The 24,874-nt window shown below is 67.8% G+C and carries 27 protein-coding genes; 10 read left to right on the forward strand and 17 right to left on the reverse strand.

The window, feature by feature from the left end; translation table 11 throughout:
* Positions 1-40: 40 nt before the first annotated feature.
* Positions 41-1,366, forward strand: a complete 1,326-nt coding sequence (locus AUL33_RS18120) for a lipopolysaccharide biosynthesis protein (RefSeq protein ID WP_062211577.1) — start codon at positions 41-43, stop codon at positions 1,364-1,366.
* 9 nt (positions 1,367-1,375) lie between these two features.
* Here AUL33_RS18120 and AUL33_RS18125 read toward each other — a convergent pair whose 3' ends face one another.
* On the reverse strand, positions 1,376-1,570 hold the full coding sequence (locus AUL33_RS18125; RefSeq protein ID WP_062211580.1) for a hypothetical protein: 195 nt from the start codon (positions 1,568-1,570) through the stop codon (positions 1,376-1,378).
* Between the two features lie 364 nt (positions 1,571-1,934).
* Here AUL33_RS18125 and AUL33_RS18130 point away from each other — a divergent pair, with 364 nt between their 5' ends.
* The 5 genes from AUL33_RS18130 to AUL33_RS18150 are packed head-to-tail and all read left to right on the forward strand — an operon-like array spanning position 1,935 to position 6,972.
* The gene (locus AUL33_RS18130; protein ID WP_062211583.1) at positions 1,935-2,762 is read left to right on the forward strand and encodes a metallophosphoesterase; all 828 of its coding nucleotides are present in this window, start codon (positions 1,935-1,937) and stop codon (positions 2,760-2,762) included.
* Complete coding sequence (locus AUL33_RS18135) at positions 2,759-3,922, forward strand: ABC transporter ATP-binding protein (RefSeq protein WP_062211586.1); 1,164 nt, start codon at positions 2,759-2,761, stop codon at positions 3,920-3,922. The genes AUL33_RS18130 and AUL33_RS18135 overlap by 4 nt, the downstream gene beginning before the upstream one ends.
* The gene (locus AUL33_RS18140; protein WP_062211800.1) at positions 3,915-4,844 is read left to right on the forward strand and encodes a carbohydrate ABC transporter permease; all 930 of its coding nucleotides are present in this window, start codon (positions 3,915-3,917) and stop codon (positions 4,842-4,844) included. Before AUL33_RS18135 ends, AUL33_RS18140 begins: the two co-directional genes overlap by 8 nt.
* Positions 4,844-5,680: a carbohydrate ABC transporter permease gene (locus tag AUL33_RS18145; protein ID WP_062211589.1), complete on the forward strand. Its 837-nt coding sequence runs from the start codon at positions 4,844-4,846 to the stop codon at positions 5,678-5,680. The genes AUL33_RS18140 and AUL33_RS18145 overlap by 1 nt, the downstream gene beginning before the upstream one ends.
* 26 nt (positions 5,681-5,706) lie before the next feature.
* Positions 5,707-6,972, forward strand: coding sequence for an ABC transporter substrate-binding protein (locus tag AUL33_RS18150; protein ID WP_062211591.1), 1,266 nt, complete (start codon positions 5,707-5,709; stop codon positions 6,970-6,972).
* A 55-nt stretch (positions 6,973-7,027) separates the two neighbouring features.
* Here AUL33_RS18150 and AUL33_RS18155 read toward each other — a convergent pair whose 3' ends face one another.
* Positions 7,028-8,032: a LacI family DNA-binding transcriptional regulator gene (locus tag AUL33_RS18155; protein WP_062211594.1), complete on the reverse strand. Its 1,005-nt coding sequence runs from the start codon at positions 8,030-8,032 to the stop codon at positions 7,028-7,030.
* A gap of 254 nt (positions 8,033-8,286) precedes the next feature.
* On the opposite strand from AUL33_RS18155, the gene AUL33_RS18160 reads away from it, so the two are divergent.
* The gene (locus AUL33_RS18160) at positions 8,287-8,973 is read left to right on the forward strand and encodes an HAD-IA family hydrolase (RefSeq protein ID WP_062211803.1); all 687 of its coding nucleotides are present in this window, start codon (positions 8,287-8,289) and stop codon (positions 8,971-8,973) included.
* A gap of 22 nt (positions 8,974-8,995) precedes the next feature.
* Here the strand turns inward: AUL33_RS18160 and AUL33_RS18165 are convergent, their stop codons facing one another.
* The 5 genes from AUL33_RS18165 to AUL33_RS18185 form a co-directional block, all read right to left on the reverse strand.
* Positions 8,996-9,433: a GNAT family N-acetyltransferase gene (locus AUL33_RS18165; protein WP_062211598.1), complete on the reverse strand. Its 438-nt coding sequence runs from the start codon at positions 9,431-9,433 to the stop codon at positions 8,996-8,998.
* 78 nt (positions 9,434-9,511) lie between these two features.
* Positions 9,512-10,507 carry a biotin-dependent carboxyltransferase family protein gene (locus AUL33_RS18170; protein WP_062211602.1) on the reverse strand — a complete coding sequence of 332 codons (996 nt, stop codon included), beginning with the start codon at positions 10,505-10,507 and terminating at the stop codon, positions 9,512-9,514.
* Complete coding sequence (locus tag AUL33_RS18175; RefSeq protein ID WP_062211605.1) at positions 10,504-11,373, reverse strand: allophanate hydrolase subunit 1; 870 nt, start codon at positions 11,371-11,373, stop codon at positions 10,504-10,506. The genes AUL33_RS18170 and AUL33_RS18175 overlap by 4 nt, the downstream gene beginning before the upstream one ends.
* Positions 11,370-12,743 (reverse strand): acetyl-CoA carboxylase biotin carboxylase subunit, encoded by a 1,374-nt coding sequence (locus AUL33_RS18180; protein WP_062211610.1) that lies wholly within the window; start codon positions 12,741-12,743, stop codon positions 11,370-11,372. Before AUL33_RS18180 ends, AUL33_RS18175 begins: the two co-directional genes overlap by 4 nt.
* A 2-nt stretch (positions 12,744-12,745) precedes the next feature.
* Positions 12,746-12,988: an acetyl-CoA carboxylase gene (locus AUL33_RS18185; RefSeq protein ID WP_062211613.1), complete on the reverse strand. Its 243-nt coding sequence runs from the start codon at positions 12,986-12,988 to the stop codon at positions 12,746-12,748.
* A 133-nt stretch (positions 12,989-13,121) separates the two neighbouring features.
* On the opposite strand from AUL33_RS18185, the gene AUL33_RS18190 reads away from it, so the two are divergent.
* The 3 genes from AUL33_RS18190 to AUL33_RS18200 all read left to right on the forward strand — a co-directional run bounded on the left by AUL33_RS18190 (position 13,122) and on the right by AUL33_RS18200 (position 15,506).
* On the forward strand, positions 13,122-14,087 hold the full coding sequence (locus AUL33_RS18190; RefSeq protein ID WP_062211615.1) for a LysR family transcriptional regulator: 966 nt from the start codon (positions 13,122-13,124) through the stop codon (positions 14,085-14,087).
* A gap of 69 nt (positions 14,088-14,156) precedes the next feature.
* Positions 14,157-14,882 carry a LamB/YcsF family protein gene (locus tag AUL33_RS18195; protein WP_062211618.1) on the forward strand — a complete coding sequence of 242 codons (726 nt, stop codon included), beginning with the start codon at positions 14,157-14,159 and terminating at the stop codon, positions 14,880-14,882.
* 3 nt (positions 14,883-14,885) lie between these two features.
* A complete protein-coding gene (locus tag AUL33_RS18200) occupies positions 14,886-15,506 on the forward strand; it encodes a glutathione S-transferase family protein (RefSeq protein ID WP_156419481.1) in 621 nt (206 codons plus the stop codon).
* On the opposite strand, the gene AUL33_RS18205 is transcribed toward AUL33_RS18200, so the two are convergent.
* The 10 genes from AUL33_RS18205 to AUL33_RS18250 form a co-directional block, all read right to left on the reverse strand.
* Entirely contained in the window at positions 15,470-16,702 is a 1,233-nt protein-coding gene (locus AUL33_RS18205; RefSeq protein ID WP_062211623.1) for a PotD/PotF family extracellular solute-binding protein, read from the reverse strand. The genes AUL33_RS18200 and AUL33_RS18205 overlap by 37 nt on opposite strands.
* Positions 16,703-16,733: 31 nt before the next feature.
* A complete protein-coding gene (locus tag AUL33_RS18210; protein WP_062211626.1) occupies positions 16,734-17,786 on the reverse strand; it encodes a GTP-binding protein in 1,053 nt (350 codons plus the stop codon).
* Positions 17,783-18,109 (reverse strand): hypothetical protein, encoded by a 327-nt coding sequence (locus AUL33_RS18215; protein ID WP_062211629.1) that lies wholly within the window; start codon positions 18,107-18,109, stop codon positions 17,783-17,785. Before AUL33_RS18215 ends, AUL33_RS18210 begins: the two co-directional genes overlap by 4 nt.
* A gap of 67 nt (positions 18,110-18,176) precedes the next feature.
* Entirely contained in the window at positions 18,177-19,058 is an 882-nt protein-coding gene (locus AUL33_RS18220) for a polysaccharide deacetylase (protein WP_062211632.1), read from the reverse strand.
* A gap of 45 nt (positions 19,059-19,103) precedes the next feature.
* The gene (locus AUL33_RS18225) at positions 19,104-20,189 is read right to left on the reverse strand and encodes an ABC transporter ATP-binding protein (RefSeq protein ID WP_062211636.1); all 1,086 of its coding nucleotides are present in this window, start codon (positions 20,187-20,189) and stop codon (positions 19,104-19,106) included.
* A gap of 81 nt (positions 20,190-20,270) precedes the next feature.
* Entirely contained in the window at positions 20,271-21,503 is a 1,233-nt protein-coding gene (locus tag AUL33_RS18230; protein WP_062211638.1) for a PotD/PotF family extracellular solute-binding protein, read from the reverse strand.
* A 73-nt stretch (positions 21,504-21,576) separates the two neighbouring features.
* The gene (locus AUL33_RS18235) at positions 21,577-22,338 is read right to left on the reverse strand and encodes an SDR family NAD(P)-dependent oxidoreductase (protein ID WP_062211806.1); all 762 of its coding nucleotides are present in this window, start codon (positions 22,336-22,338) and stop codon (positions 21,577-21,579) included.
* A gap of 11 nt (positions 22,339-22,349) precedes the next feature.
* A complete protein-coding gene (locus AUL33_RS18240) occupies positions 22,350-23,093 on the reverse strand; it encodes an SDR family NAD(P)-dependent oxidoreductase (protein ID WP_062211641.1) in 744 nt (247 codons plus the stop codon).
* On the reverse strand, positions 23,093-23,935 hold the full coding sequence (locus AUL33_RS18245) for an ABC transporter permease (protein ID WP_062211643.1): 843 nt from the start codon (positions 23,933-23,935) through the stop codon (positions 23,093-23,095). Before AUL33_RS18245 ends, AUL33_RS18240 begins: the two co-directional genes overlap by 1 nt.
* 13 nt (positions 23,936-23,948) lie before the next feature.
* Entirely contained in the window at positions 23,949-24,872 is a 924-nt protein-coding gene (locus tag AUL33_RS18250; protein ID WP_082652718.1) for an ABC transporter permease, read from the reverse strand.
* Between the last annotated feature and the right edge of the window lie 2 nt (positions 24,873-24,874).

Consider the following 24,874-nt stretch of genomic DNA (forward strand, 5'->3'; position numbering starts at 1 on the left):
CGGTGGAGCGGGCGAGTGCGGCGCGGGCCGCGTGGCATCCATGAGCCTCTCCACGCTGGCGGGGCGGGCTTTCGACCTCGCGCGCCGTCCGGCGGTGCGGGGCATCGTCGGCGTCGTCGCCCTGAAGGCGTCGATCATCGCGGTCAACTTCGCGCTGATCTTCCTCGCCGCGCGGCTTCTGGGCGCCCACGACTTCGGCGCCTACTCGATCCTCTTCAGTGCTGCGGGCCTTTGCGGCGTCGCCGCCACGTTCGGCCAGCAGATGCTGGTGATGCGGTCGTGGAGCGAGTATGCGGGCCCGAGCGACGCCGGCCTCCTCAAGGGCTCGCTACTCTTCAGCACCGGCATCTGCCTCATCGGCGCGATGATGACCTTCGCAGGGTTCGTCCTCTGGACCCGCGTGACGACCGAAGCGGATGCGGCCTGGCCCGTCGCCGCCTATGCCGGGCTTCTGACGCTCGTGCTCTTCACCTCGCATCTCGTGCGCTCGGCCGTCGGCGTCGGACGGGGCGACGGCTACGCCAACATCGCCTCGGCGCTGCCGCCCGTGCTTTACCTCGCCGCATGCTGGGCCATGGGTTGGCAGGCCGATCTGGCGGGGACCTTCCTGTTCTATGCGCTCGGCCTTCTGCTGGCGCTGGTCGTCCATGTCGGTTCGATGGCCTTCACCCTCGGCCGCCGGCCGGACTTTGCCGCCGCCGCGCCGCGCATCGATCTCGCCGCATGGCGGCCGCGCTCGTGGAAGCTCTGGCTGTCCTCGATGCTGGAGGCGGCGAACCAGTATCTCGACGTCCTCATCGTCGGCCTGCTGCTCAGCCCGTCCGTCGCCGGCGCTTACTTCGTGACGACGCGGCTGGCCAACGCCTTCGCCACAGCCTCCGATGCGCTGAACATGTTCTCGACCCGCCATATTCCCGATCTGCACTTCCGGCGGGACAAGGTCGCCCTGCGAGCGCTGCTCGATTCGATCTCGTGGATGACGGCGCTGATGATCGCCGGTGGTCTTCTTGTGATCGCAGTGGGCGGCCCGTTTCTCCTGCGCGCCTTCAACCCCGACTACGCCTCCTACTATCCCGCCCTCATCGTCCTGTCGGTCGGGACGGCTGCGGCGGCAGGCGCCGGGCCATCCGCCTCGGTGCTGATGCTGACCGGCCACGAGGGGCGTTATCTCTCGATCATGGCCGTCGCGCTCGCCACGCGCGCACTCGGGTTTTTCCTGCTGATCCCCACCTTCGGGTTGATGGGGGCAGTGGTCGCCACGGCCGTGTCCTTCACGATCATGGCGTGGCAACTCGCGCGGTCCTCCAAGCGACTCGCCGGCCTCGACTGTTCGGTCGGGCGACTGGTCGGAACGCGCACGCCCTGAAGCGGCGCCTCAGTCGTCGTTGGCCGTCGTCAGGTCTTCCGGCCGGGTGCCGACCTCCGGCTTGTGCGGGAGGTGGCCGGCGTCCTCCAGAGCCTTCGCAAGAAGCGTCGCGATGGCCTGCTGACGGGAGTGGATCATCTCCGCGGCGGCAAAACCGTCGATGGCCTGTAGGATTTCGACGGGCAGGTCGAGCGCGACGGGCATGGGTTGTCCTCCGATGGCTGCCGACGGCGCAGTGCCGAGCGATCCCGCGCGAGCGGCCTCTCCTTGAGCCCGCTCCGCGTCCACCGCCGAGCCCACTCGCCGTCGACCGATTTCGACGACATAGGGCCTGTTGCCGTGGAAGCCATGGACAGGCGAGGGCGGTCGACCCGCCATCCCGGCCGAAAGGCGCACATGTCGTCAGCGCCGCGAACGTGACGCCGCCTGTTTCATGGCAATTCGATGACGGATTTGACGAGGCGGCTGCGTCGCCGCGTTGTCAAACTGACATGCCGCCAGCCTAGAGAGCGCAGGCGGATCGAACGGCTTCAGGCCCGATCCGCCCGACCCGTCGAAGGCGCCGCGCATGAAGATCGTCCAGATCACCGATACCCATCTCAGCCCCGGCAAGTGTCACTTCAACGGCAACTGGGGTCCGCTGGCCGAGTGGGTCGAGTGCGAGCAGCCCGACCTCGTCATCCACACCGGCGACCTGACCATCGACGGCGCCGACCTCGCCGAAGACCTCGTCTACGCCAAGGCCCTGCTCGATACGCTTGGCGTGCCGTGTCTCGTCGTGCCCGGCAATCACGACGTCGGCCATGCCGGAACCGCCCAGCCGGTCGATGCCGCGCGGCTGGCGCGCTGGCGCGACCTCGTGGGGCCGGATCGCTGGATGGCGGATCGCGGCGACTGGCGGCTGATTGGCCTCAACTCGCTTCTCCTCGGCCTCGGCGACGACGAGGAGGCCGCGCAACTCGAATGGCTGACGCAAGCACTGGCGATGCGTGGCGACCGCCGTGTTGCCGTCTTCGGCCACAAGCCGCTCTTCCTCGACGATGCCGGGGAGGGCGAGACCGGCTACTGGGGCGCCCAGCCCGCGCCGCGCCGTACGCTTCTCGACCTCTTCGCAGCGCACGACGTCGCGCTCTATGCCAGCGGTCATCTCCATCGCGGCTGGATCGGGCAGGGGGGAACGACGGCTCTCGTCTGGGCACCGGCCTCGTCCTTCGTCGTCGGGGCGATGGCCGGTCGGGTCATGCCGGGCGAAAGCGTCGTCGGCGCTGCCATCCACCATCTGGGTTCGGACGTCCGCTCCGAGCTCGCAACCGTTCCAGGCCTCATCCCCCATCTCCTCGACGACGTGATGGACGAGGTCTATCCCGCCGCCGTGCAGGAGGGCGTTTCGCGATGAGCACCTTCGGCCTTCGGGCGATCTCCAAGGGTTTTGGCGGCAACCCGATCCTTCGTTCCGTCACGATCGAGGCGGAAGCCGGCGAGTTCATCGCCCTCGTCGGCCCGTCCGGCTGCGGTAAGAGCACGCTGCTGCGCATCGCGGCCGGGCTGGAAACGGCCGACGAGGGCCAGGTGGTCATCGGCGAGCGGGACGCAACGGATCTCGGTCCCGGTGAGCGCAACGTCGCGATGGTGTTCCAGTCCTACGCGCTTTATCCTCATCTCACCGCCGGTCAGAACATCGCGGTGCCGCTGGCCATGCGCGAACTGAGCGCGCTTCAGCGCCTGCCGATCATCGGTTCTGCGATGCCGGGCGCGCGCGGTCGTGCCGCCGACATCGGTCGGCGCGTCGGCGAGATGGCGGTCTCGCTGAAGATCGACCACCTGCTCGATCGCAAGCCCGGCGCGATGTCGGGCGGGCAGCGCCAGCGTGTCGCCCTGGCGCGGGCCCTGGTGCGGCGTCCCGACGTCTTCCTGATGGACGAGCCGCTGTCGAATCTCGACGCCAATCTGCGCGTCCATGCACGCGGCGAGATCGTCGAACTGCACCGGCGGACCGGCGTTCCCACGCTCTATGTCACCCATGACCAGGCCGAGGCTCTGTCCATGGCCGACCGCGTCGCGGTGATGATCGGCGGCCGCGTGCTGCAACTGGCGAGCCCGCAGGCGATCTACGACGACCCCGCCCATGTCGAGGTGGCCCGCTTCGTCGGCAGTCCGCGCATCAATTTGCTGCCTGCGACGCTGGATCCCGCTGGCATCGCGCGGGTCGGCGACGTTGCCATCCTTCCGGTTCCCGGCGCCGCGCCCGGCGAACTCGTCACGATCGGCGTTCGCCCCGAGCATCTCGTGCTGCGCGAGGTCGGAGCGGAGGCCATCCCGGCGCGTGTCGGTCGGCTCGAATATCTCGGTTCTGAAGTTCTGGTCTTCCTCGACGTCGAAGGGCTTTCGGACCCCTGTGTCGCCAAGGTCTCGCCTCGGCAGGCCGCGTCGCTTCGCGCCGGCACGGCGCTGGGCCTCGACGTCGATCCTGCGCATGCCCTGGTCTTCGACGGGGACGGCGCCCGTCATCCTCTTCCGGCCGTGCAGCCGCGCCGACGGGAGCCGGCGCATGTCTGACGCGATCGCCCTCGGATCCTCCACGGTACCGCGCCGCCGCGCCCGTTCGCGGGCCGCCCGTGACGAGGCCAAGGCCTGGGCGCTGGCCTTGCCTGCCATCCTCCTTCTTTCGCTTTTCGTGATCCTGCCGACGTTGGCGGTGATCGGCCTTAGCCTCACCGACTTCGAACTCGGCTATGACGGGTTCCGCTTCGTCGGCCTTGAGAACTACGCCGAACTCTGGAGCGACCGCACCTTCCGGACCTCGCTCGGCAACACCGCGGTCTACAGCGCGATCGTGACCCCGGCCTCGATCGCGCTCGGCCTCGGCGTGGCGCTCCTGATCGAAGCTGAGACACGGGGGCGGGCCTTCTTCCGCACCGTCTACTTCCTGCCCGTCGCCTCGCTTCTCGTGGCGATGGCGACCGTCTGGCAGTATCTCCTGCATCCCACGATCGGCCCGGTGAATGCCATGCTGGCGATGGTCGGCATCGCCGGTCCGAACTGGCTGGGGTCGAGCGACACGGTGCTCCTGAGCCTCGCGCTCATCGGCGTCTGGCAGTCCGTCGGCTTCAACATGGTGCTGTTTCTCGCCGGCCTCACCGCCATTCCCCGCGATCTCTACGCCGCCGCGGCGGTAGACGGGGCGTCGAGCGGCTGGCAGCGCTTCCGGCTCGTCAGCTGGCCGATGCTGGGGCCCACCACGCTCTTCGTCGCGACGATCAGCGTGATCAATTCGGTGAAGGTCTTCGAGACCGTGAAGACGCTGACGGAGGGCGGGCCGAACAAGGCCTCCGAGGTCCTGCTCTTCACCATCTACCAGGAAGGCTTCGTCTACCTGCGCGTCGGCTACGCCTCGGCGATGACCGTCGTTTTCCTCGCCATCCTCATCGTGCTGATGGTGATCCAGTACCGCGTTCTCGATCGCCGGGTGCACTACTGATGGCCGCTTCGTCCTTCTCGCCGGCGCGCATCGTCCGGCTGTCGCTCCTCTCCGCCGGTGCGCTCGCGATGCTCGCGCCCTACGTCTGGATGGTATCGGTGGCCGGCAAGTCCCGCGCCGAGATCTTCTCCTCGTCGCTGAACATCTGGCCGCAGACGTGGTCGTTCGGCGTCAACGTCGCGAAGGCGCTGACCCGCGTGCCCATGGGAACGCTGCTCCTCAATGGCGTCCTCGTCTGCGCGGCGATCCTCGTGCTGCAGGTCGTGGTCGCCATCCCCTGCGCCTACGCCATGGCCAAGCTGCGCTTCGGCGCGGCGCGAGCGATGATGACACTCGTGATGCTCGGCCTGCTGGTGCCCATCCATGCCACCGCGCTGCCGATCTACGTGGCCTTCGAGAAGACGGCGCTGCTCAACAGCTACACGGCCCTCATCGCGCCGTTCTCGATCTCGGTCTTCGCGATCTTCCTCTTCCTCCAGTTCTTCCGAGCTCTGCCGGACGATCTCTTCGACGCCGCCCGGCTCGACGGCATGTCGGAGGGCTCGATCATCGCCCGCGTCGTGGTGCCCAACGCCTGGCCGGCGATCACGGCCTTCTCGATCTTCTCGGTGGTGGCGCACTGGAACGACCTGTTCTGGCCGCTCATCGTCGTCAGCGACATGAAGCTCGCGACCCCTCCGCTCGGCCTCCTGTTCTTCCGCTCGGCGGAAGCGGGCGACGACTACGGCGCACTGATGGCGGCGACGCTCATCATCACCCTTCCTCTTCTCGCCGCGTTCCTGCTCGCTCAGAAACGTTTCGTCGAGGGGATCACCATGACCGGGCTCAAGGGCTGACCGGTCTCTTCCAGGAGACGTGACCTATGGCATTCCTCAAGAACGCGATCGCCGCCGCGGCGCTCGCGACGGCCTTCTGCGGCTCGGCTTCGGCCGAGACGACGTTGACCGTCCACTATCCGATGCCGGGCTTCTTCAAGGATGTGATGGAGAAGATCTCTACCAAGTTCATGGCGGAGAACCCGGACGTCAAGATCGAGTTCGCCAGCCCCTCGGCGACCTACGAGGAGGGCGTCCAGACGATCATGCGTCAGGTCGGCACCTCGGAAGCGCCGGACCTGACCTTCATCGGCCTCAACCGCCTGCGCATGGTCACCGAGCGCGACATTCCCGTCGATCTCGCCCCCTTCGTCGCAGCCGATGGCGACATGGCCGCACAGGGCTTCAGCGACACGATCCTCAAGCTTGCGCAGGTGCAGGGCAAGCAGGTTGGCCTCGCCTTTGCGACGTCCAACCCGATCATGTACTACAATGCCGATCTCGTGCGCGCGGCCGGCGGCAACCCGGACGTGCCGCCCACGACCTGGGACGAGGTGATCGCGCTCGGCGGCAAGATCAAGGCGCTCGGCGACGGCAACGAGGGCATCGACTTTCGCTGGCAGGGCGACGACTGGATGTTCTCGGCGCTGCTCTTCGGCGCCGGTGGCTCCATGCTGACGCCCGACGAGACGAAGGTCGCCTTCGGTGGCCCGGCCGGCCTCCAGGCCATGACGGTGCTCGATCGCATGGTGAAGGAAGGCGGCCTGCCCGTCTTCACCAAGCAGGCCGGCGAACAGGCCTTCGTGGCGGGCAAGGTCGGCTTTGCCTTCCAGACCACCGGGGCGCTGCGCAACACGATCAACAATGTCGGCGAGAAGTTCGACCTTCGCACGGCGCCGATCCCGCGTCTCGACACGGCCAACGGCAAGCTGCCGACGGGCGGCAACGCGGTGGTGATTCTCACTCGCGACGCGGAGAAGCAGAAGGCCGCCTGGCGCTTCGCCAAGTTCGCCGCCGGCCCCTATGGCGCTTCGGTCGTCGTGCCTGGAACGGGCTACGTGCCGAACAACGAGCTCGCGGCCAAGTCGCCCGAATATCTGGCAGACTTCTACGACAAGAACCCGCTGTTCAAGGCCGGCCTGTCGCAGATGCCGCTGATGCAGCCCTGGTTCGCCTTCCCCGGCAACAACGGCGTGCGCGTGACGCAGACGATCGTCGACAACCTGTCGCGCGTGGTCGAGCAGACGGCGACGCCCGAAGCGGCTCTCGCCGACGCCGTAGCGGAGGTCGAGCGCCTCCTGCCGCGTCGCTGAGACCAAAATCTCGCATCAAACTAGAGGAAGCGGGTCCGGCGACGGGCCCGCTTCCTCATGCCGTTCGGGTGCCAAGCCGGCTGGTGGTGTCTCCCTCGTAGAGCTGGACGCCGAGTTCGAGCAGACGCGGCGCGGCGCCATGATGCATCATGTCGAGCAGGAGGGACGCCGCGACCGCACCGATCGCGCTGTTGGGCATGTCCACCGTCGTCAGGATCGGCTCGATCATTCGCCCGATAGCCATGCCGTCGAACCCGGCCACCGACATGTCATCGGGAACGCGAAGCCCGAGACGGCGAACGGCTCTGATCACGCCGAGCGCCAGCAGATCGTTCGACGCCACGATCGCCGTGGGCCGGCCCCGCTCGATCGGTCCCGTCAGATCGAGTTCGGCATAGTCCTCGGTGAAGGACATCTCGACGGGCGGAAGCGGTTCGAGATTGGCCGCTGCCAACGCCTCGCGATACCCCGAGTGTCGAAGCCTTGCCCGGTCGGACGCTGCGAAATGGCCTGACACGAAGAGGATGCGGCGGTGGCCCTCCGCGACCAGATGCTCGACGAGAAGGCGCGCCGACGCGGCGTTGTCCACGGTCACAGCGGCAGGGAAGACCGTCGTCGGGCGGTTGAAGAGCAGCACCGTCGGCGGCAGCGCCATGGCCCGCACGGGGCTGGTCGAGGCGTCGCAGAGGGTCAGGAGCAGGCCGAGGACCGGCTCCGCCAGCAGCGACGACACGGCCGACACCTCCTCGGCGGGATCGTAGTTCGACTGGGCGATGAGAACGCTATGGCCGGCATGGCGCATGCGATCCTGGATGCGCGACAGCGACTGCGCGAAGACGGGGTTCGTGAGGCTGGGAACGAGAACGCCGATCGCATTGCGACGAGTGCCGGTTCTGACGGTTGCCGAACCCTCGTCGGCCAGCGGATGTCCAAGCTCCAGGGCGGCCTGACGCACCCGGGCCCGCAAGGCCGCGCTGACCGGCCCGTGGCCGTTGAGAACGCGATCGACGCTGGCGAGCGAACACCCGCAACGCTCGGCGATCTCATGGCGAACGCTCATTCTCACTCCCGTCCGCTGCCGCCGGCTCCGCAGTGCCGGAGTGGTCTATCACAGTCCGGATGCAGCGAAGGCCGAAAGGCGGACGCATCGTCCAGCCGTCGAGATCCGATACCGCGCATGGGTGAGCGCGCCATCGGCTTCGAACCGCAGCCAAGCTTCGAGGCGACGTCCGCCATATTGCGAGTGAACCCGTGATCGTGGACAACATCGCGACCGCGCCGCGGCGGACCGCACAACGGAGGCTCGACTCATTCATGCCCATCAAGGCTTTCGGCAACCGCAGCTTCGGCGCCTTCCTTTTCGACATGGACGGCACCGTGCTGTCGTCGATCGCCGTTACGGAGCGCGTCTACGGCGGATGGGCAACCTGCCACGGGCTCGACGTCGCCGCCTTCCTCTCGACCATCCACGGCGTTCGCGCCGTCGACAACGTGCGCCTCCTTAACCTTCCCGGGGTCGATCCCGAAACGGAAGCGGCGGTGCTGCTGGCCGGGGAAATGGCAGACGTCGACGGGATCGAGGCCATCGCCGGCGCGCACGCCTTCCTGACGTCGCTTCCCGCCGATCGCTGGGCCATCGTCACGTCCGCGCCGCGAACTCTCGCGCTGCGGCGACTGGAGGCGGGCGGCCTGCCGGTTCCCGACGTTCTCGTCGCCGCCGAGGATGTCGTGAACGGGAAGCCGGCGCCGGACTGCTTCATAGAGGGCGCACGGCGGCTCGGCGTCCCGATCGAGGATTGCGTCGTGTTCGAGGATGCGCCGGCCGGAATCGAGGCCGCGGAAGCGTCCGGGGCTGCGGTCGTCGTGATCACCGCCACGCATGCCCATCCCGTCGAGACGCGGCATCCCAGCATCGCCGGCTACGAGGCGCTTCGGGCCGCAGCGACGCTCGACGGGCCCCTGCGTTTCGAGGCCGCGTCCACGCCGGGACCCTTGGCCTGACCTGCCGAAGGGGTGCGGCGGATCAGGTGAGGGTGCGGCGATACTGCAGGAAGCCGGACCGGTCGGCGATGCGGTCGTATAGCTGCATCGCATCGACGTTCGTCTCGTGCGTCAGCCAGTAGACCCGCGAGGCGCCGGCCTGCCGCGCCTCGTCGTAGACGTGCTCGATCAGGCGACGACCGATGCCATGGCCGCGCATATCGTGATCGACGAAGAGATCCTGCAGGTAGCAATAGTCGCCGGCCGTCCATGTCGAGCGGTGATAGATGAAGTGGACAAGGCCGACGGGTCGGCCGTCATGCAGATCGAGGGCGGCGAACATCGGCTCCGCCGGATCCAGAAGCCGCTCGAAGGTCCGGTTCGTGATCTCGGCCGCGATCTCGACCTTGTAGAAGGTCTGGTAGCCGCTCCAGAGACGCAGCCAGTCGTCGCGGTCGTCGGCTTCGAGCGGTCGGATCATCGGTTCGTTTCCTGTTGAGGCGCGAGGTTCGTCGCGACGAGGCCGGGCGCCTGGCCGGGCCTCGTCGATCCGTCGAATTCAGCGTCCGAGCGCGGCCTCGACCCCTTCGGCCAGCGCCTTGGCGTCATGGCGCGCGGCGAGCGCCGCCTCCATCGTCACCGATTCGAAGCGCACGGCCTGATGGGGCTGAAGCTGTCCAATGAGGTCCATGTCGACCGAAATCACCGTGCCAAGCATGAAATAGCCGCCACCCGACACCGCGTCGCGGTGCAGGACGATCGGCTCCGTGCCGCCGGGTACCTGCACCGAACCATAGGGGTAGCAGCTGTCGACGATGTTCGACGGGTCGGAGCCCGCGCCGAAGGGCTGCTCGCGCGGTTCGAGGTCGAGCTTGCGCCCGCCGCGGAACCGGTAGCCGATCCGGTCGGCTTCGGGCGCGACCTTCCACTCGTCCTCGAAGAACGTGCCTTTCGACCCTTCGGTGACGCGGTGCCAGTAGAGGCCGGGCAGCACGCGCAGGGTCTGCGAGGCGCCGATCGGGCGGCGCAGAGTCTCCGCCACGCTCGCACCTTCGCGCGCGGCGCCGGTCGGCACGCCGAGCGCCAGCGTGTCGCCGGCCTTCAGCGGACGGCCCTCGAAGCCGCCGAGACCGCCGAGCGCGTAGGTGGAGCGCGAACCCAGCACGAGCGGGACGTCGATGCCACCGGAGATGGCGATGTAGGCGCGCGCGCCGGCCTTGAGGAAGCCGAACGAGAGCACCTGGCCCGCCTTCACCGGGAAGGCCGTCCAGCCCGGCTGCTCGATGCCGTCGACCTTCGGCGGCATCGCCGCTCCGGTCACGGCGACGAGCGCGTCCGCTCCGAAGCGGATCTCCGGTCCCATGAACACCGCCTCGAGCGCCGCTGCGCCGGCCTCGTTGCCGACGAGGCGGTTGGCGGCGACGAGCGCGTGGCGGTCCATCGCGCCGGAGATCGGCAGGCCGAGATGGTAGTAGCCGGGACGCCCGAGATCCTGGACCTGCGTCGACAGGCCGGGCTTCAGGATCTCGATCGTGGCTATCGGGGAAGCGCTCATGGCAGCACCTTGAGGATCGAGGCGTTGGTGCCGTCGGGGTCGGCGAGAAAATCGGCGAGCGAGAAGCGCACGTCGCGCATCGCCGGTTCGAACCGGCCGCCATCGACCGCTTCCGCCGCCGCGTCGTAGCCTTCGCGATCGACCCGGCGGAACTGCACGATGTCGCCGGGCCGGAAGAGGATCATGAAGTCGCGGAGATAGCTGACCTTTTGGGCGGGATCGTAGATCGGCATCGGCGTGATGCCGAACATCTGGTAGCCGCCGGCGCCGCGCACCGAGTAGATGCAGCCGAAGCAGCCGCCGTGGCCGACCGTCAGCCGCGGCGTGTCGGTGCGCGGGCGTAGGTACTTCGGCACCTCGATCTGCCGCTTGCGATCTACCATCTGGTACATGAACGGCAGGCCTGCGACGAAGCCGACCATCGAGACAAACCATGGCGCGCCCGAATGCGCCTCGATGAAGGCCTCGACATTGCCGAAACCGTTGATGCGGGCGGCGTAGTCGAGATCGGTTCCGCCGGGCTCCTGATGGCGTTCGCGAAAGCGCATCAGGGTCTCGCGGGTCCACGGATCGTCGTAGAAGACGGGCACCTCGATGACGCGGGTCGAGATCACCGTGTCGGTGGTCTCGGCGCCGGACTCGAAGCTCTTCAGCTCCGCCATCAGGTCGTCCGGCGCGATGACGTCGGGGTCGAACTTGATCTGGAACGAGGCGTTGGACGGGCAGATCTCGGTGACGCCCCGGATGCGGCTCTCGCGCACCGCATTGGTCATCGACAGGCTCTTGAAGAAGGCCGGGAGGGACATCTCCTCGTTGACCTCGACGAAGATATGCTCGTCGCCGCCGAAGGAATAACGCGTCGTCATCGTCCGGTCTCCGTATCCGTCAGTGTGGGAAGCGGCCGTTCCTCGAGCCAGCGCGTGTGGAACCGACCGGCCTGCACGTCCGCGTCGCGGGCGAGCGCCTGGTGCAGCCCGGCGGTGGTGGCGATGCCCTCGATGCGCAATTCGCCGAGCGCCCGGTCGAGGCGGGCGATCGCGCCCTCGCGCGTGTCGTCCCAGACGATGAGCTTGCCGATCAGCGAATCGTAGAAGGGCGGCACGGCGTAGCCGGCATGCAGCATCGTGTCGAAGCGCACGCCCATGCCGCCGGGAATGCGGAGCGCCGTGACCGTGCCGGGGCAGGGGCGGAAGTCGAGCGTGGGATCCTCGGCGTTGATGCGCACCTCGATCGCGTGCCCGCGCATCGCGATCTCGTCCTGACGCACCGAAAGCGGCGCGCCGCCGGCGACGCGGATCATCTCGCGCACGAGATCGAAGCCGGTGATCATCTCGGTGACGGGATGCTCGACCTGGATGCGCGTGTTCATCTCGATGAAGTGGAAGTCGCCGCGCGTCTCGTCGTAGAGATATTCGAGCGTGCCGGCGCCGCGGTAATTGACGCTCTGGGCCAGTTCGACCGCCGAGCGGCAGAGGGCTTCGCGCGTCTCGGGCGACAGGCAGGCGGCCGGTGCCTCCTCCCAGATCTTCTGGCGCCGACGCTGCAGCGAGCATTCGCGCTCGAAGAAATGCACGACGTCGGTGCCGTCGCCCATCACCTGCACCTCGACGTGCCGGGCCCGGGCGATGAAGCGTTCGAGGTAGAGGCCACCGTCGCCGAACGCCGCCTTGGCCTCGGCGCTGGCCGGGCCGAACTGCGAGCGAAGTTCGTCGGCATCCGCGGCGACGCGAATGCCGCGCCCGCCGCCGCCGGCCGCCGCCTTGATCATCACGGGATAGCCGATGCGCTCGGCCTCATTGATCGCATCGTCGATCCCGGCGATGACCCCCGCGCTGCCGGGCACCACGGGAACGCCGGCGGCTTGCGCGATTTCTCGCGCCTTGGCCTTGTCGCCCATGGCGCGGATCGTCTCCGCCTTCGGTCCGACGAAGATCAGGCCGGCGGTCTCGACGGCCTCGGCAAAGCCCGCGTTCTCCGACAGGAAACCGTAGCCGGGATGGACCGCGTCGCAGCCCGACGCCAAGGCCGCCTTCAGCATGGCATCGACGGAGAGGTAGGATTTCGAGGCGTGGGCGGGCCCGACCTCGGCGATCTCGTCGGCCAGATGCGCCGCCAGCATGTCGCGATCGGCGGCGCTCACCGCCTGCACCGTCGCAATGCCGAGTTCACGGGCCGCGCGGATGATCCGCACGGCGATCTCGCCGCGATTGGCGACGAAGAGCTTGGCGATCGCCATCGTCAAGCGTCGAGGTCGAGAAGCGGCTGGCCCGCCATCACGGCGTCCTCGTTCTCGACATGAAAGGCCTTCAGCGTGCCGGCCTCTTCGGCGACCACGGGCGTGAAGCTCTTCATCACCTCGATGAGACCGACCATGTCGCCGACGGCGACGGCATCGCCCTCCGACTTGAACACCGGCTCGCCGGGCGAGGGCGAGCGATAGAACGTTCCGGGAAGGGGGGCCATGATCGTGACGACCGGCATCGCTGAATTCTCCTGAACGGACCGAGGTGACGGGAGAGTTGCAAAGCCGGTTCGCCGTGTAAAATCGCAAATCGGAATTGGATCCATCTGAAAAATCGATAGGATAGCGCGGGTTTCGATCGAAGGATGCGCCGTGTCGATTTCTCTCAAGCAGATGCGCTATTTCGTGGCGGCCGCCGAGGCCGGTCGCATCGGGCAGGCGGCCGTCGAGCTCAACGTCTCGCAATCGGCGGTGACGGCGGCGATCCAGCAACTGGAGGCCGGGCTGGGTCTGCGGCTTCTCGATCGCGCCCCGGCCGGCGTCTCGGTGACGCTGGAGGGCGGGCGGTTCCTGCAGCAGGCACGCGATATCCTGGCGGCCGTGGCGGAGGCGACGCGCCGCTCGCGGGTCTCGCCGCAGGAGGTCGGCGGGTCGCTTCGCGTCGGCGTCACCTACACGGTCGCGGGGTACTTCCTCCCGCGCCATCTCATGCGGTTCGCCGCCACCTTTCCCCGTGTCGAGATCGATCTCTTCGAGGCGCCGAGGACGGTGATCGAACAGGCGCTGGCGGACGGGGCGATCGACATGGCGGTGCTCCTCGTCTCGAATCTGCGCAGTCCCCAGTCCATCGCCTTCGAAACGCTGACCCGGTCGCGCCGCCGCCTGTGGTCGGCGCCCGGCCATGCGCTGGCGCGGCTGGACCGGGTCGGCCTCGCGGACGTGGCGGGTCAACCCTACATCATGCTGACGGTGGACGAGGCCAAACCCACGACGCTGCGCTACTGGGAGGCGGCGGGCGTGGCCCCCAACGTCCTGTTCCGCACCTCCTCCGTCGAGGCCGTGCGATCGATGGTGGCGGGCGGAATGGGCGTGACCATTCTGTCCGATATGGTCTATCGCCCTTGGTCGCTCGACGGACAACGGATCGAGACGCGGCTTCTGGAGGAGGATATTCCGACGATGGATGTCGGCCTCGCCTGGGCTCGGGAGGCCGTCCTCGCGCCGCCAGCCGAAGCCTTTCGCGACTTCCTGCGGTTCGCCCTGACCGGCGTCGGCCACCAGCGACCGGAGGACCGCGCGGCGCCGCCATCGATTTTGTCGATGACGCCGGCCAGTTAAAGCAATTTGACGCTCGTCTTTCCGCCCGTCAGGTTTCGCGTCGAACCGAAACGGTTGGGAGCCAAGGCGATGGGCGTGCAGATCAACTGCGACATGGGCGAGAGCTTCGGCCTGTATCGCTGCGGCGATGACGAGGGGCTGATGCCCTTCATCCACATAGCCAACGTCGCGTGCGGTTTCCATGCGTCGGACCCCGTGGTCATGCGCAAGACGGTGGCGCTCGCCGCGCAGCATGGCGTGGCGGTCGGCGCACACCCGTCCTTTCCCGACCTGCAGGGGTTTGGACGGCGCGAGATGAAGATGGGGCGCGACGAACTCTCGGCGGCGCTCCTCTACCAGATCGGCGCGCTGAAGGGCTTCCTCGACGTCGCCAAGCTGCCGCTGAACCATATCAAGCCGCACGGCGCGCTCTACGGAGCGGCCGCGCGCAATGCCGAGGTGGCCGAAGCCATCGCGGATGCCGCCGAGTCGTTCGGCGTCCCGGTTCTCGGCATGGCCGGCACCCATCACGAGACGGTCTACAAGGCGCGGGGCCTTGCCTTCATGGCCGAGTATTACGTCGATCTCGACTACGACGCCGAGGGCCGGCTGATCATCACGCGCGAGCACGACGCCAAGGATCCGGCGGAGGCGGCGCAGCGCGCCGTCCGCGTGATGGAAGAGGGGATCGCCACTTCGATCGACGGCCACGAGTTCCCGATGCGGGCCGACTGCGTGTGCGTCCATTCCGACACGCCGAACGCGGTGGATCTCGCCCGCGCCGTCCACACGGCGCTGCGCCCCTGGTTCGGCTGAGAAGTGCGTATCTACACCGGCCCGACGACACCGTTCGGACGGATGGTCGAGATCGTGGCGCTTGAAGCGGGTGTCACGCTCGAGCGAGAGGTCATTCACGTCTACGAGGCGGCGTTCCTCGAAGCGGAAAACCCGCTGCGGCTGATCCCGACGTTGGTCGGAACGCCGCACGGGACGCTGCACGACAGCCGCGTTATCTGCCGTTACCTCGCCGGGCTGGCGCCGGATCGGGGCTTCCTGCCGCCGGAGACGGACTGGCGGTTCGAGACCCGCCTGGCGCTGATCGCGGGCATCATGGATGCCGGCGTTGCTCGGCAAGGCGAAGTGTCGCGCGCGTCAGGTTCGAGCGAGACGAAGATCGCCGTGTTCGATCGACGCATCCGGCTGGGCCTCGCCGCGCTGGAGCGCGAGTTCGATGTGGTCTCGCAAAGCTGGCCGCGCCTCGATGCGATCGGCACGGCGGTTCTCCTCGAATATCTGAACTTCCGCATCGGGCCCGAATGGCGTGCGGAGGCACCACGCCTTTCCGACTGGCTCGATGCGCGAAACGAGATGGCGTCCATGCAGGCCACTCGGTTCACGGCGGCTCAGCCGACGAGTTCGACCCAGCGGCGGACGAGGTAGTTGTGCTCGTCCATCGTCGTGTTCCAGACGGCAATGTTGGCTGCGCGGTCCCAGTAGGAGCCGCCGGAGCGGATCGAGCCGGCGGTGATCGAGGTCTGGCCGCCGGGACCGGGCAGGTCGACGCGCGCGGGCAGGCCGTCGTACCAGTAGTCCCATTCGGGTGCGCTGAGATGGGGCCGGATGCGGTCGATGACGGACATGTAGTAGCCCTGCCGGGCGACCACGGCGCCGGGCCAGCCGGACAACCACCAGTTCAGGTATTCGTAGGCGACGTCGAGCAGCCGGCCTTCCAGTCGAGCAGAAAGGGAGAGGCCTCCGTGCCAGGCACGGTAGCCCTCCGCGGGCACCGCCTGACGAACGGGAACCTTGCGCTGCTTGAGCGCCGCGATGCTCGGCGACCACATGCTGCCCAACGCCATCGATCCGTCCGCCATCATTCGCGTCGCATCGTCCACCGTTTGCCAGAATCCGGCGAAATGCCCGTCCGCCTTCAGGACGAGAAGGTGATCGATGAGGGCGTCGATCTCTTCCACCGACAGGTTGCCGGTGTCGACGAAGCGCATGAGGCCGGCCGATTCCGCCGCCAGCACCGCGTCGAAGATGCCGATCGCCGGCTCGTCGACGAGGGCGACGCGGCCGTGGAAGGCGGGGTCGAGCAGCGCCTTCCAGCTGCCGACGCGTTCGGGATGGCCGGCGACGGCGCGCTCGTCATAGGCGAAGGCGTCGAAATTGTGCACCGTCGGCAGCATCGAGATATGGCGCGTGACGCGCGACCCCAGCGAACCGTCGGCCTGCACGTAGAGCCGCGTCACCGGGGCGTCGCCGCGTCCGACACGGGCGGAGGGGCGGATCGCGCCTTCGCGCGTGAGCTCGCTGACCTCGTTCCAGAGCGCGATGCGCGTCGTGTCGATCGCCTGCACGGCGCGCCAGTACCAGACGATGTCGAGATTGTGGAAGCACTGGTCGTAGATGTCGAAGGCGTCCGGCGAGCGGGCGGCCTGCCGCTGCGTCGCCTGGAAGTTGCGGCAGTCGAACTCGATGCGAATGCCGAGATCCGCTTCGGCCCGGGTGCGGATCTCGTCGAGCAGTGTGATCTCGGTGCCGAGGATGCGAAGGGTAGGGCGCTCGGCCGTATGGCTTGCCGGTGCGGCGAGGCGCGACCTCGCCGGCCCCCGTTTGATCGTCAGTTCGTTCATGCCGGGGCTTTGCGGGGCGAAGCGGACGAGGTCAAGCGGCCTCGATCCGCGCGGTCGCGGCCGCCGGGGTGGCCTCGCCGAGCACGAAGGCGTCGAAGGAGCGCCGGATGCGGTCGGGCTCGAGCCCGTCGACGATGAAGACCAGACGCGAGCGCCGATCGTCGCTCGGCCACGCGGCCATATGCGTCGGCGGATGAACGAGATGCTGGACGCCGTGAACGGCCACGGGTCGCTCCTCGCCTTCGAGGGCGAGGATGCCCTTCACCCGCAGGATCGACGTTCCGTGGCGGTTGAGCAGCATCGACAGCCAGACGCCGAACCGGGTCCAGTCCACGGCCCGGTCCGGCACGATCGAGAACGCTTCGATGGCATCGCCGTGCCGGTTCGGGTCGTGCCGGTGATGATGGTGATGCCCGTGACGAGGCTCGTGGTGATGGGTCTCGTCTGCGATCGCCTCGGCCGGGGTTTCGCTCAGCAGCCAGTCTACGTCCCAGGCGGCGGCGTTGGCGTCGCGGATCTCGGCGGCCGGGTTCATCAGCGAAAGGCGCGAGCGCAGCGCCGCGGCATCGGCCGGCGTGACGAGATCGGTCTTGGTGAGAAGGATGCGGTCGGCGCTGGCGATCTGCTTGCGCATCTCGGCGCGGCGCTCGATGCCGGCCGGCGCATTCACCACATCGATCGTCGCCCAGGTGCCGGCGACCGTGAAATGATGGCTGACCACGGGGTCGGCGCGGATCGTGGAGAGGATCGGGAACGGGTCGGCGAGGCCGGTCGATTCGATCACCAGCCGGTCGAAGGCCGGCACCAGTCCGCGCTCGCGCTTCGACAGAAGATCTCGCATCGCATCCGCCAACTCGCCGCGGATCGTGCAGCAGAGGCATCCCGACTGGAGCAGCACGGTGGTCTCGTCGATGCGCTCGATGAGGTGGTGGTCGAGGCCGACTTCGCCGAATTCGTTGATCAGAACGGCCGCCCCTGCAAGCGCCGGATCCTTGAGGATCCGCCGAAGCAGCGTCGTCTTGCCGGAGCCCAGGAAGCCGGTGAGGAGGTGGACGGGCGTGAAGACGGGCACCGCGGCACTCATGCCCGCGCCTCCAGCCGGGCGAGGAGATCGGGGTCGAGCGGATCGAAGAGCCGGTCCGACAACCGCTCGGCAGCGGGCCAGAGATGCGCGAGGTTCTCGATGATCTCGGTCTTGCCGGTCGCGGTCGCCAGCACGTAGCTGCGGCCGTGCCAGTCGCTCAAGGTCAGCCGATAGGCGCGCAGCACGTCGTTGGCGGCGCGGATGCGGCGGCTGCGCTCGGCGCGCCGGCGCAGCGGCTCCTCGTTGCGCGAGAAGACGCCCGGACGCGCCACCGCATCGCTCCAGTGGTCGTCGACGCCGAGAACGCCGCAGAGTGAGCACATCGCAATCAGCCTCCTCGCTGGGAAAGAAACCGGGCGCCGCCGCGAGGCAGGCGCCCGGCAAAGCATCCTACTTCTGGCGCGGCGAACGGCGTGCGAAGTCGTCGGCCATCTCGTTCATCGTCACGAAGCGCACGCCCTCGTGGCCCTTCATGTACTCGAACAGGCGTTCGAGCATGAGCAGCACCTGCGGGCGGCCGGACACGTCGGGATGGATGGTGATCGGGAACACCGCATAGTCCATCTCGCGATAGACCCAGTCGAACTGGTCGCGCCACATCTGCTCGATGTCGCGGGGATTGACGAATCCGTGGCTGTTGGGCGCCTTCTTGATGAACATCATCGGCGGCAGGTCGTCGAGATACCAGTTGGCGGGGATCTCGATGAGGTCGGTCTCGTGACCACGCGTCAGCGGCACCATCCAATCCTTAGGCTGGCCAGCATAGTCGATCTTCGTCCACTTGTCGCCGACACGCACGTAGTAGGGCGTGAAGTCGTTGTGCATCAGCGAGTGGTCATACTTGATGCCGCGCTCCAGCAGCAGCTCGTTCGTGACGTTCGAGAACTCCCACCACGGCGCGACGTAGCCGGTGGGGCGCTTGCCCGAGAGCTTCTCGACGAGGTCGATGCACTTGTCGAGGACCTGCGTCTCCTGCTCGCGGGTCATCGCGATCGGGTTCTCGTGGGTGTAGCCGTGAATGCCGATCTCGTGGCCGGCATCGGCCACCGCCTTCATCTGGTCGGGGAAAGTCTCGATCGAATGGCCGGGGATAAACCAGGTCGTCTGGATGTCGAAGCGCTGGAACATCTTGAGAAGGCGGGGCGAGCCGACCTCACCGGCGAAGAGGCCGCGCGAGATGTCGTCCGGCGAGTCCTCGCCGCCGTAGGATCCGAGCCAGCCTGCGACGGCATCGACGTCGATGCCGAAGCCGCAGAGGATTTCCTTTGCCATGGAATGGTCTCCCTTGAAGAAGTGGGTGGACGGGTCGCCGCCGGTTCAGGCGGCGATGACGGTGGAGCGGGCAGGGTCCCAGGACATCACAACGGTGTCGCCCTCGCGCGCGGTGAGATCGCGGAACCGATCGACATGCGATTCAACCTGGACCGGCTTGCGGCCGGGCAGCGCCACCCGCAGCGTGCCGACATGGCCGACGATCTCGCGCGACAGGACGGTGCCCTCGACGCGGTTGTGCGCCATGGCCCGCCAGCCCGCGGGATGGACGTCGAGCGCATCGGACGGGATCGCGATGATCGCCTTGCCGCCGGTCGCGACCTCGCGCGGATCGACGCCTTCCATCGGGCCGAACGGCGTGTCGAGGCGGGCGCTGCCGGCGGTCGTGGGCAAGGCCACGGTTCCCTCGAAGATGGTGTTGGCGCCGATGAAGCCGGCGACGAACGGGGTCTGCGGCCGGGTGTAGAGTTCGCGCGGGTTGGAGATCTGTTCGACCTTGCCGTTGCTCATCACGACGACGCGGTCGGACAGGCCGAGCGCCTCGGACTGGGCATGGGTGACGAAGACGAAGGTGATGCCGAGCTCTTTCTGGAGCAGCTTCAACTCGTTCTGAATGATGCGGCGCAGATTGGCATCGAGTGCGCCGAGCGGCTCGTCGAGGAGGAGGATGTCGGGCTCCACCACGAGGCCGCGCGCGAGCGCGATGCGCTGGCGCTGGCCGCCCGAGAGGCGGTCGGCGCGATGCTGGGCGATATCGGTGAGGCCGAGCTTCTCGAGGATGCGGCCGACGCGGCGCTTGCGTTCGGAGGCCGCGATACCCTTGACCGCCAGCCCGTACTCGACATTCTTCCAGACGTTCATATGCGGAAACAGCGCATAGTTCTGGAAGATCATCGAGGTCGGTCGGCGCTCCGGCGGCACGTCGGTGACGTTGCGACCCTTGATGATGATGTCGCCGGAGGTGATCGTCTCGAACCCGGCGATCATCCGCAGCGTCGTGGTCTTGCCGCAACCGGAGGGACCGAGGAAGGCGACGAACTCGCCCTTCTCGACGGCGAGATCGAAGTTCGACACCGCCGTGGTGCCGTCGTCGTAGACCTTGCCCACCTGGATGAGTTCGAGATCGTGCATGGCCGCAATCCGCTGGTCACGCGCCTACGGGCGGCGCGGGGAAGAGATGCGAGGCGGCGGATGCCGCCTCGCGCCGAGCCGTCAGGCGTTGAGGAATTCGTCCCACTTCTGGACGAGCGCGTCGTACTCGTCCGGCCACTGGTGCCAGTAGGCGACGTTGGCGGCGCGGGTGGCGAGCGAGCCGCCGTCGCGCAGATCGCCTTCCTTGATGCCGCGCTCGGCCGCACCGGCCCACGGCTTGCCCTCGTACCAGAAGGCGTACTTCATCGGGTCCATTGCCTTCTCGATATTGGTCGATGGCGAATAGTAGCCCTGCTCGGAGACGGTGATGCCCGGCTCGCCCGACAGCCAGTAATTGGCGTAGGCCGCCACGGCGGCCGCGTTCGGCGTGCCTTTCAGCATGGCTGGACCGATGGCCCAGGCGCGGTAGCCCTCCTTCGGCACCGCGTAGCGGCAGGCCTTGCCCTGCGCCTTGACGGCCATGACGGCCGGCTGCCACGCGTCGCACACCACCATCTCGCCGGAAGCGAGGAGGTTGACCAGCTCGCCGAAATCACCCCAGAGCGCCCGGAACTGACCCTCCTTCTTCTTGGCGATGAGGAAGTTGCCGGCCTCTTCCAGCTCTTCGGCAGTCGGGTTGCCGGGGTTCTTGGCTTCGAGCAGGCCGAGCGAGTTCATCGCGAGGATCGCCTGACCGATCGCGATCAGCGGATCGGTGTTGAGCCCCGACTTGCCCTTCCACTTGGGGTCGAACAGGGCCGTCCAGCTGTTGGCTTCTTCCTCCGAAACGACGTCCGGATTATAGCCGATCGAATCGTAGTTGTAGACGGCCGGCACCATCCAGAGGTTGGTCTGGTTCTCGTCGGTCCAGATCTGGCCGACGATCTGCGCCGAGCGGTCCCACTTCGGATCGGGCTTCGTGAACGTGTCGCGGATCGCGGCCCAGTTCGGCACGTCGGACACGGCGATCGGTGCGGCATGGTCGGTCATCGTGATCGCAGGCAGGCGCTCGCCGATCACCTCCCAGCAGTCGTAGTCGGACGAGCCCGACAGGATCTTCGTCTGCGCGTCGGGGAAGGTCGCCGCGGTGCCGGAGGTCGAGCCAACGCCCGACGCCGTCTTGAAGTTCGCGAGGATGCGCTCCTGCACCGTGGTCGATAGACCGGTGGTGCGCAGGCTCTCGCTCGCGAGATTGGCGGCCTGCGCATAGGCGCGGCCCGAGCCGAGGAACGGCGTGCCGCCGCCGAGCGCCAGCGCCATGGCGCCGGCGGTGCCCTTCAGCATCGTGCGTCTGTCGATGTCTTTGCGGATCATGCTGGAAGCTCCTTCGAGGGGACGGGGATGCCGGACACGCGCCGCCACCGTGGCGGACGCGAAGCGGGAGGGGTCAGTAGCGGCCGACGAGAAGGCCGCCGTCGACGGTGAGGGTTTGGCCGGTGAGGTAGCGGGCCCCCTGCGAGGCCAGGAACAGGATCACGTCGGCGATGTCGCCGGGCTCGCCGAGACGGCCCATCGGGATGAACTCGGCGGCCTTTTCGGCGCCGGCCGGACCGAGCGAGTTCTTTTCCGAGAGAAGCTGCGCGGTGCGAATGTAGCCGGGCGCCACGCCGTTCACGCGAATGCCCTCGCGCGCCAGTTCGACCGCCAGTCCGCGCACGAGACCGACCACGCCCGACTTGGCGGCGGAGTAGTGCACATGCTCGTCCCAGCCGTAGGCGACGCCCATGATCGAGGAGAGACAGACGATGGCGCCGGACCGACGTGCCCGCATGCCGGGCAGGGCGGGGCGCACGACGCGCAGGATGCCCTTCAGGTCGACGTCGAACGTGTGATCCCACTTCGCGTCGGTCATCTCGGACAACGGCACGCGGTGCGCGATGCCGGCATTGGCGACGATGACGTCGATCGCCCCATGCCGGGCCTCGACGTCGGCGACGAGCGCGTCGGCGGCTTCCGTGGATGTCACGTCGAGGCGCAGGAACTCCGCCGAGCCGCCCGCGGCCTCGATACCAGCGACGACCTCGCGGCCGTCCGTTTCGAGAACGTCGGTCACCACGACGTGGTCGCCGGCTGCTGCGAACGCCTCGGCGGTGGCGCGGCCGATGCCGATGCCGGCGCCGGTGACGAGGACGATGCGGGGAGAGGTCATGGCGGTTTCCATCAAAGCATCACGTCGCCGGAGTTCGGCCCGAGCGTCTGGCCGGCGTAGATCGCGGCATCGGTGGAGGCGAGAAAGGCGACGGTGCCCGCCACGTCCTCGGGTTCGCCGAAGCGCCCGAGCGGAAGTTCGGCGCGCTTGGCGGCCTGCCAGTCCGGCGAGAGGGCACGCACCAGCGGCGTGTTGATCGGGCCGGGGGCGACGGCATTGACGCGCACGCCCCTATCCGACACCTCGCGCGCCAGCGATTTCGTCAGCCCGATGATCGCGGCCTTGGCGGCGGAATAGTGCGACAGCTCGATGCCGCCGATCTGGCCGAGCTGTGAGGCCATGTTGATAACGATACCCTCGCCGGCCGCCAGCATCCCCGGCAGCACGGCCTTCGTCATCAGGAAGGTGCCGCGCACATGCACCGCGAACATCCGGTCGAAGTCGGCGACGCCGAGATCCTCGAAGCGTGCCTGATGGACGTGCCCGGCATTGTTGACGAGCAGCCCGACCATGCCGAACGTCTCCGTCGCGAGATGCTCGGCGGCCGCGACGCTCTGCTCGTCGGAAATGTCGGCCTGAGCCCAGGCGGTTTCGAGGCCGGCCGCGCGCAGCCGGCGGCTGGCATCCTCGGCCTTTGCGCCGTCGAGATCGACCAGCACCACGCGGGCGCCATCGGTGGCGAGCCGCTCGGCGACCGCGAGGCCGATGCCCGAGGCGGCTCCCGTGACGAGCGCGGTTCCCGTGAAGGCGGCCATCAGACGGCCTCCACCGGCACGCGCTTGGCGCGGTTGACGGACTGCACCATGAGCACCGCGTAGACGGCGAGCAGGGCGAAGGAGAACAGCGTCGTCAGCACGCCGAATGCGAAGACGTTGGGATGGATCTCCACCGAGAAGGTCCCGTAGATCGCCAGCGGCAGTGTGAGCTGCGGGCCGGAGGTGAAGAGCGTGCGGGCGAACTCGTCGTAGGACAGGGTGAAGGCGAAGAGCATCGCCGACAGGACGCCGGGGAAGATCACCGGGAAGGTCACCTTGCGGAACGTCGTCACCGGCGAGACGCCGAGCGACCACGCAGCCTCCTCGATCGACCGGTCGAAGCGGTTGAAGATCGCCAGCATCACGAGGAAGGCGAAGGGGTAGGTGTAGACGACGTGCAGCACGAAGGCCGTGCCCCACCAGGCGCGATCGACGCCGACGAGATTGGCGAAGAGCGCCATCCCGAGGCCGACGAGAATGCCGGGCACCATCATGCCGAGCACGATGAGATAGAAGATCGGACCGGAGCCCTTGAAGCGCTGGCGGAAGGCCTGCGCCGAGGCGACGCCGAGGAGCGTCGAGACGACCATCGTCATGAAGGCCAGCGCCAGGGAGCGCAGGAGACCGTCGGCGATCGGCAGCGGCGCGATGCGCGTCGCCGGCACGAGGCCGAAGAGCTGGCGATACCAGTAGGTCGACCATTCCACGATCGGGAACTGCGGCCCGCCCTCCGGTCCCGACTGAAACGAGAGGATCGCGAGCACCACGAAGGGCCCGTAGAGAAAGACGAGGAAGAGCGCGGTGTAGACGGCCAGCGCGGGTTTCAGGATGCCGGTCTGCATCGGGGCGTCCCTCTCAAAGCTCGTTGCGCAGGTTGACGACGCGCAGCAGGCCCGCGATCACCGCGCCCATCAGCAGCGTCAGGATGCAGCCCGCCACCGCGGCGAAGGCCCATTTCAGTGAGCCGACCTGGCTGACGATGATGTTGCCGAGCATGTTGGTCTTGCGGCCCGACAGGGCGGCGGCCGTTGCGAACTCGCCGAGCACCATGACTGACACGAAGATCGCGCCGACCACGACGCCGGGCAGCGACAGCGGCAGGATGATCGTGCGGAAGATCCGCCCGAAGCCGGCGCCGAGATCGCGCGCCGCCTCAATGACGTTCGGATCGATGCGGCCGAGCATGAAGGTGATGGGGCCGACCATGAAGACGCAGTAGATCTGCGTCATGCCGATGATCACCGAGAGCTCGGAAAAGAGAAGGATGTCGAGCGGTTGGTCGATGATGCCGAGCTTCATCAGGATCAGGTTGATCGCGCCCTGCGTGCCCAGCATCGGCCGCCACGCGAGCACGCGAATGAGGAACGAGGTCCAGAAGGGGATGACGCAGAGGACGAGCAGAACGGTCTGCAGCGTCTTCGACTTCAGCATCAGGCCGATGAAGAGCGAGACGGGGTAGCCGACGAGCAGCGTCGAGGCGAGAACGATCAGCCAGATGCGGACGGTTGTCCAGAGCGCGTCGAGATAGGTCGCGTTGGTGAGGAAGCGCACCCAGCTCGCGACCGTCAGCTTCGGCTCCACCGCAAACGTGGTCTGCGTCCAGAACGAGACGTAGACCACCATGATCATCGGCAGCACGAGGAAGAGCGTCATCCAGGCGACGCCGGGCGCCAGAAGGAGCCAGGACGTGCGGCGGCGCTTGGCGTCGCGCCGTGCGGCGGGCGACAGGCCGCCGGCCTCGGCGATGCCGCCGGTCGATGGGATGACGTCCGTTGTCATGG

The sequence above is a fragment of the Aureimonas sp. AU12 genome, assembly GCF_001463705.1.
In the GTDB taxonomy this organism is placed as follows: Bacteria; Pseudomonadota; Alphaproteobacteria; order Rhizobiales; family Rhizobiaceae; genus Aureimonas.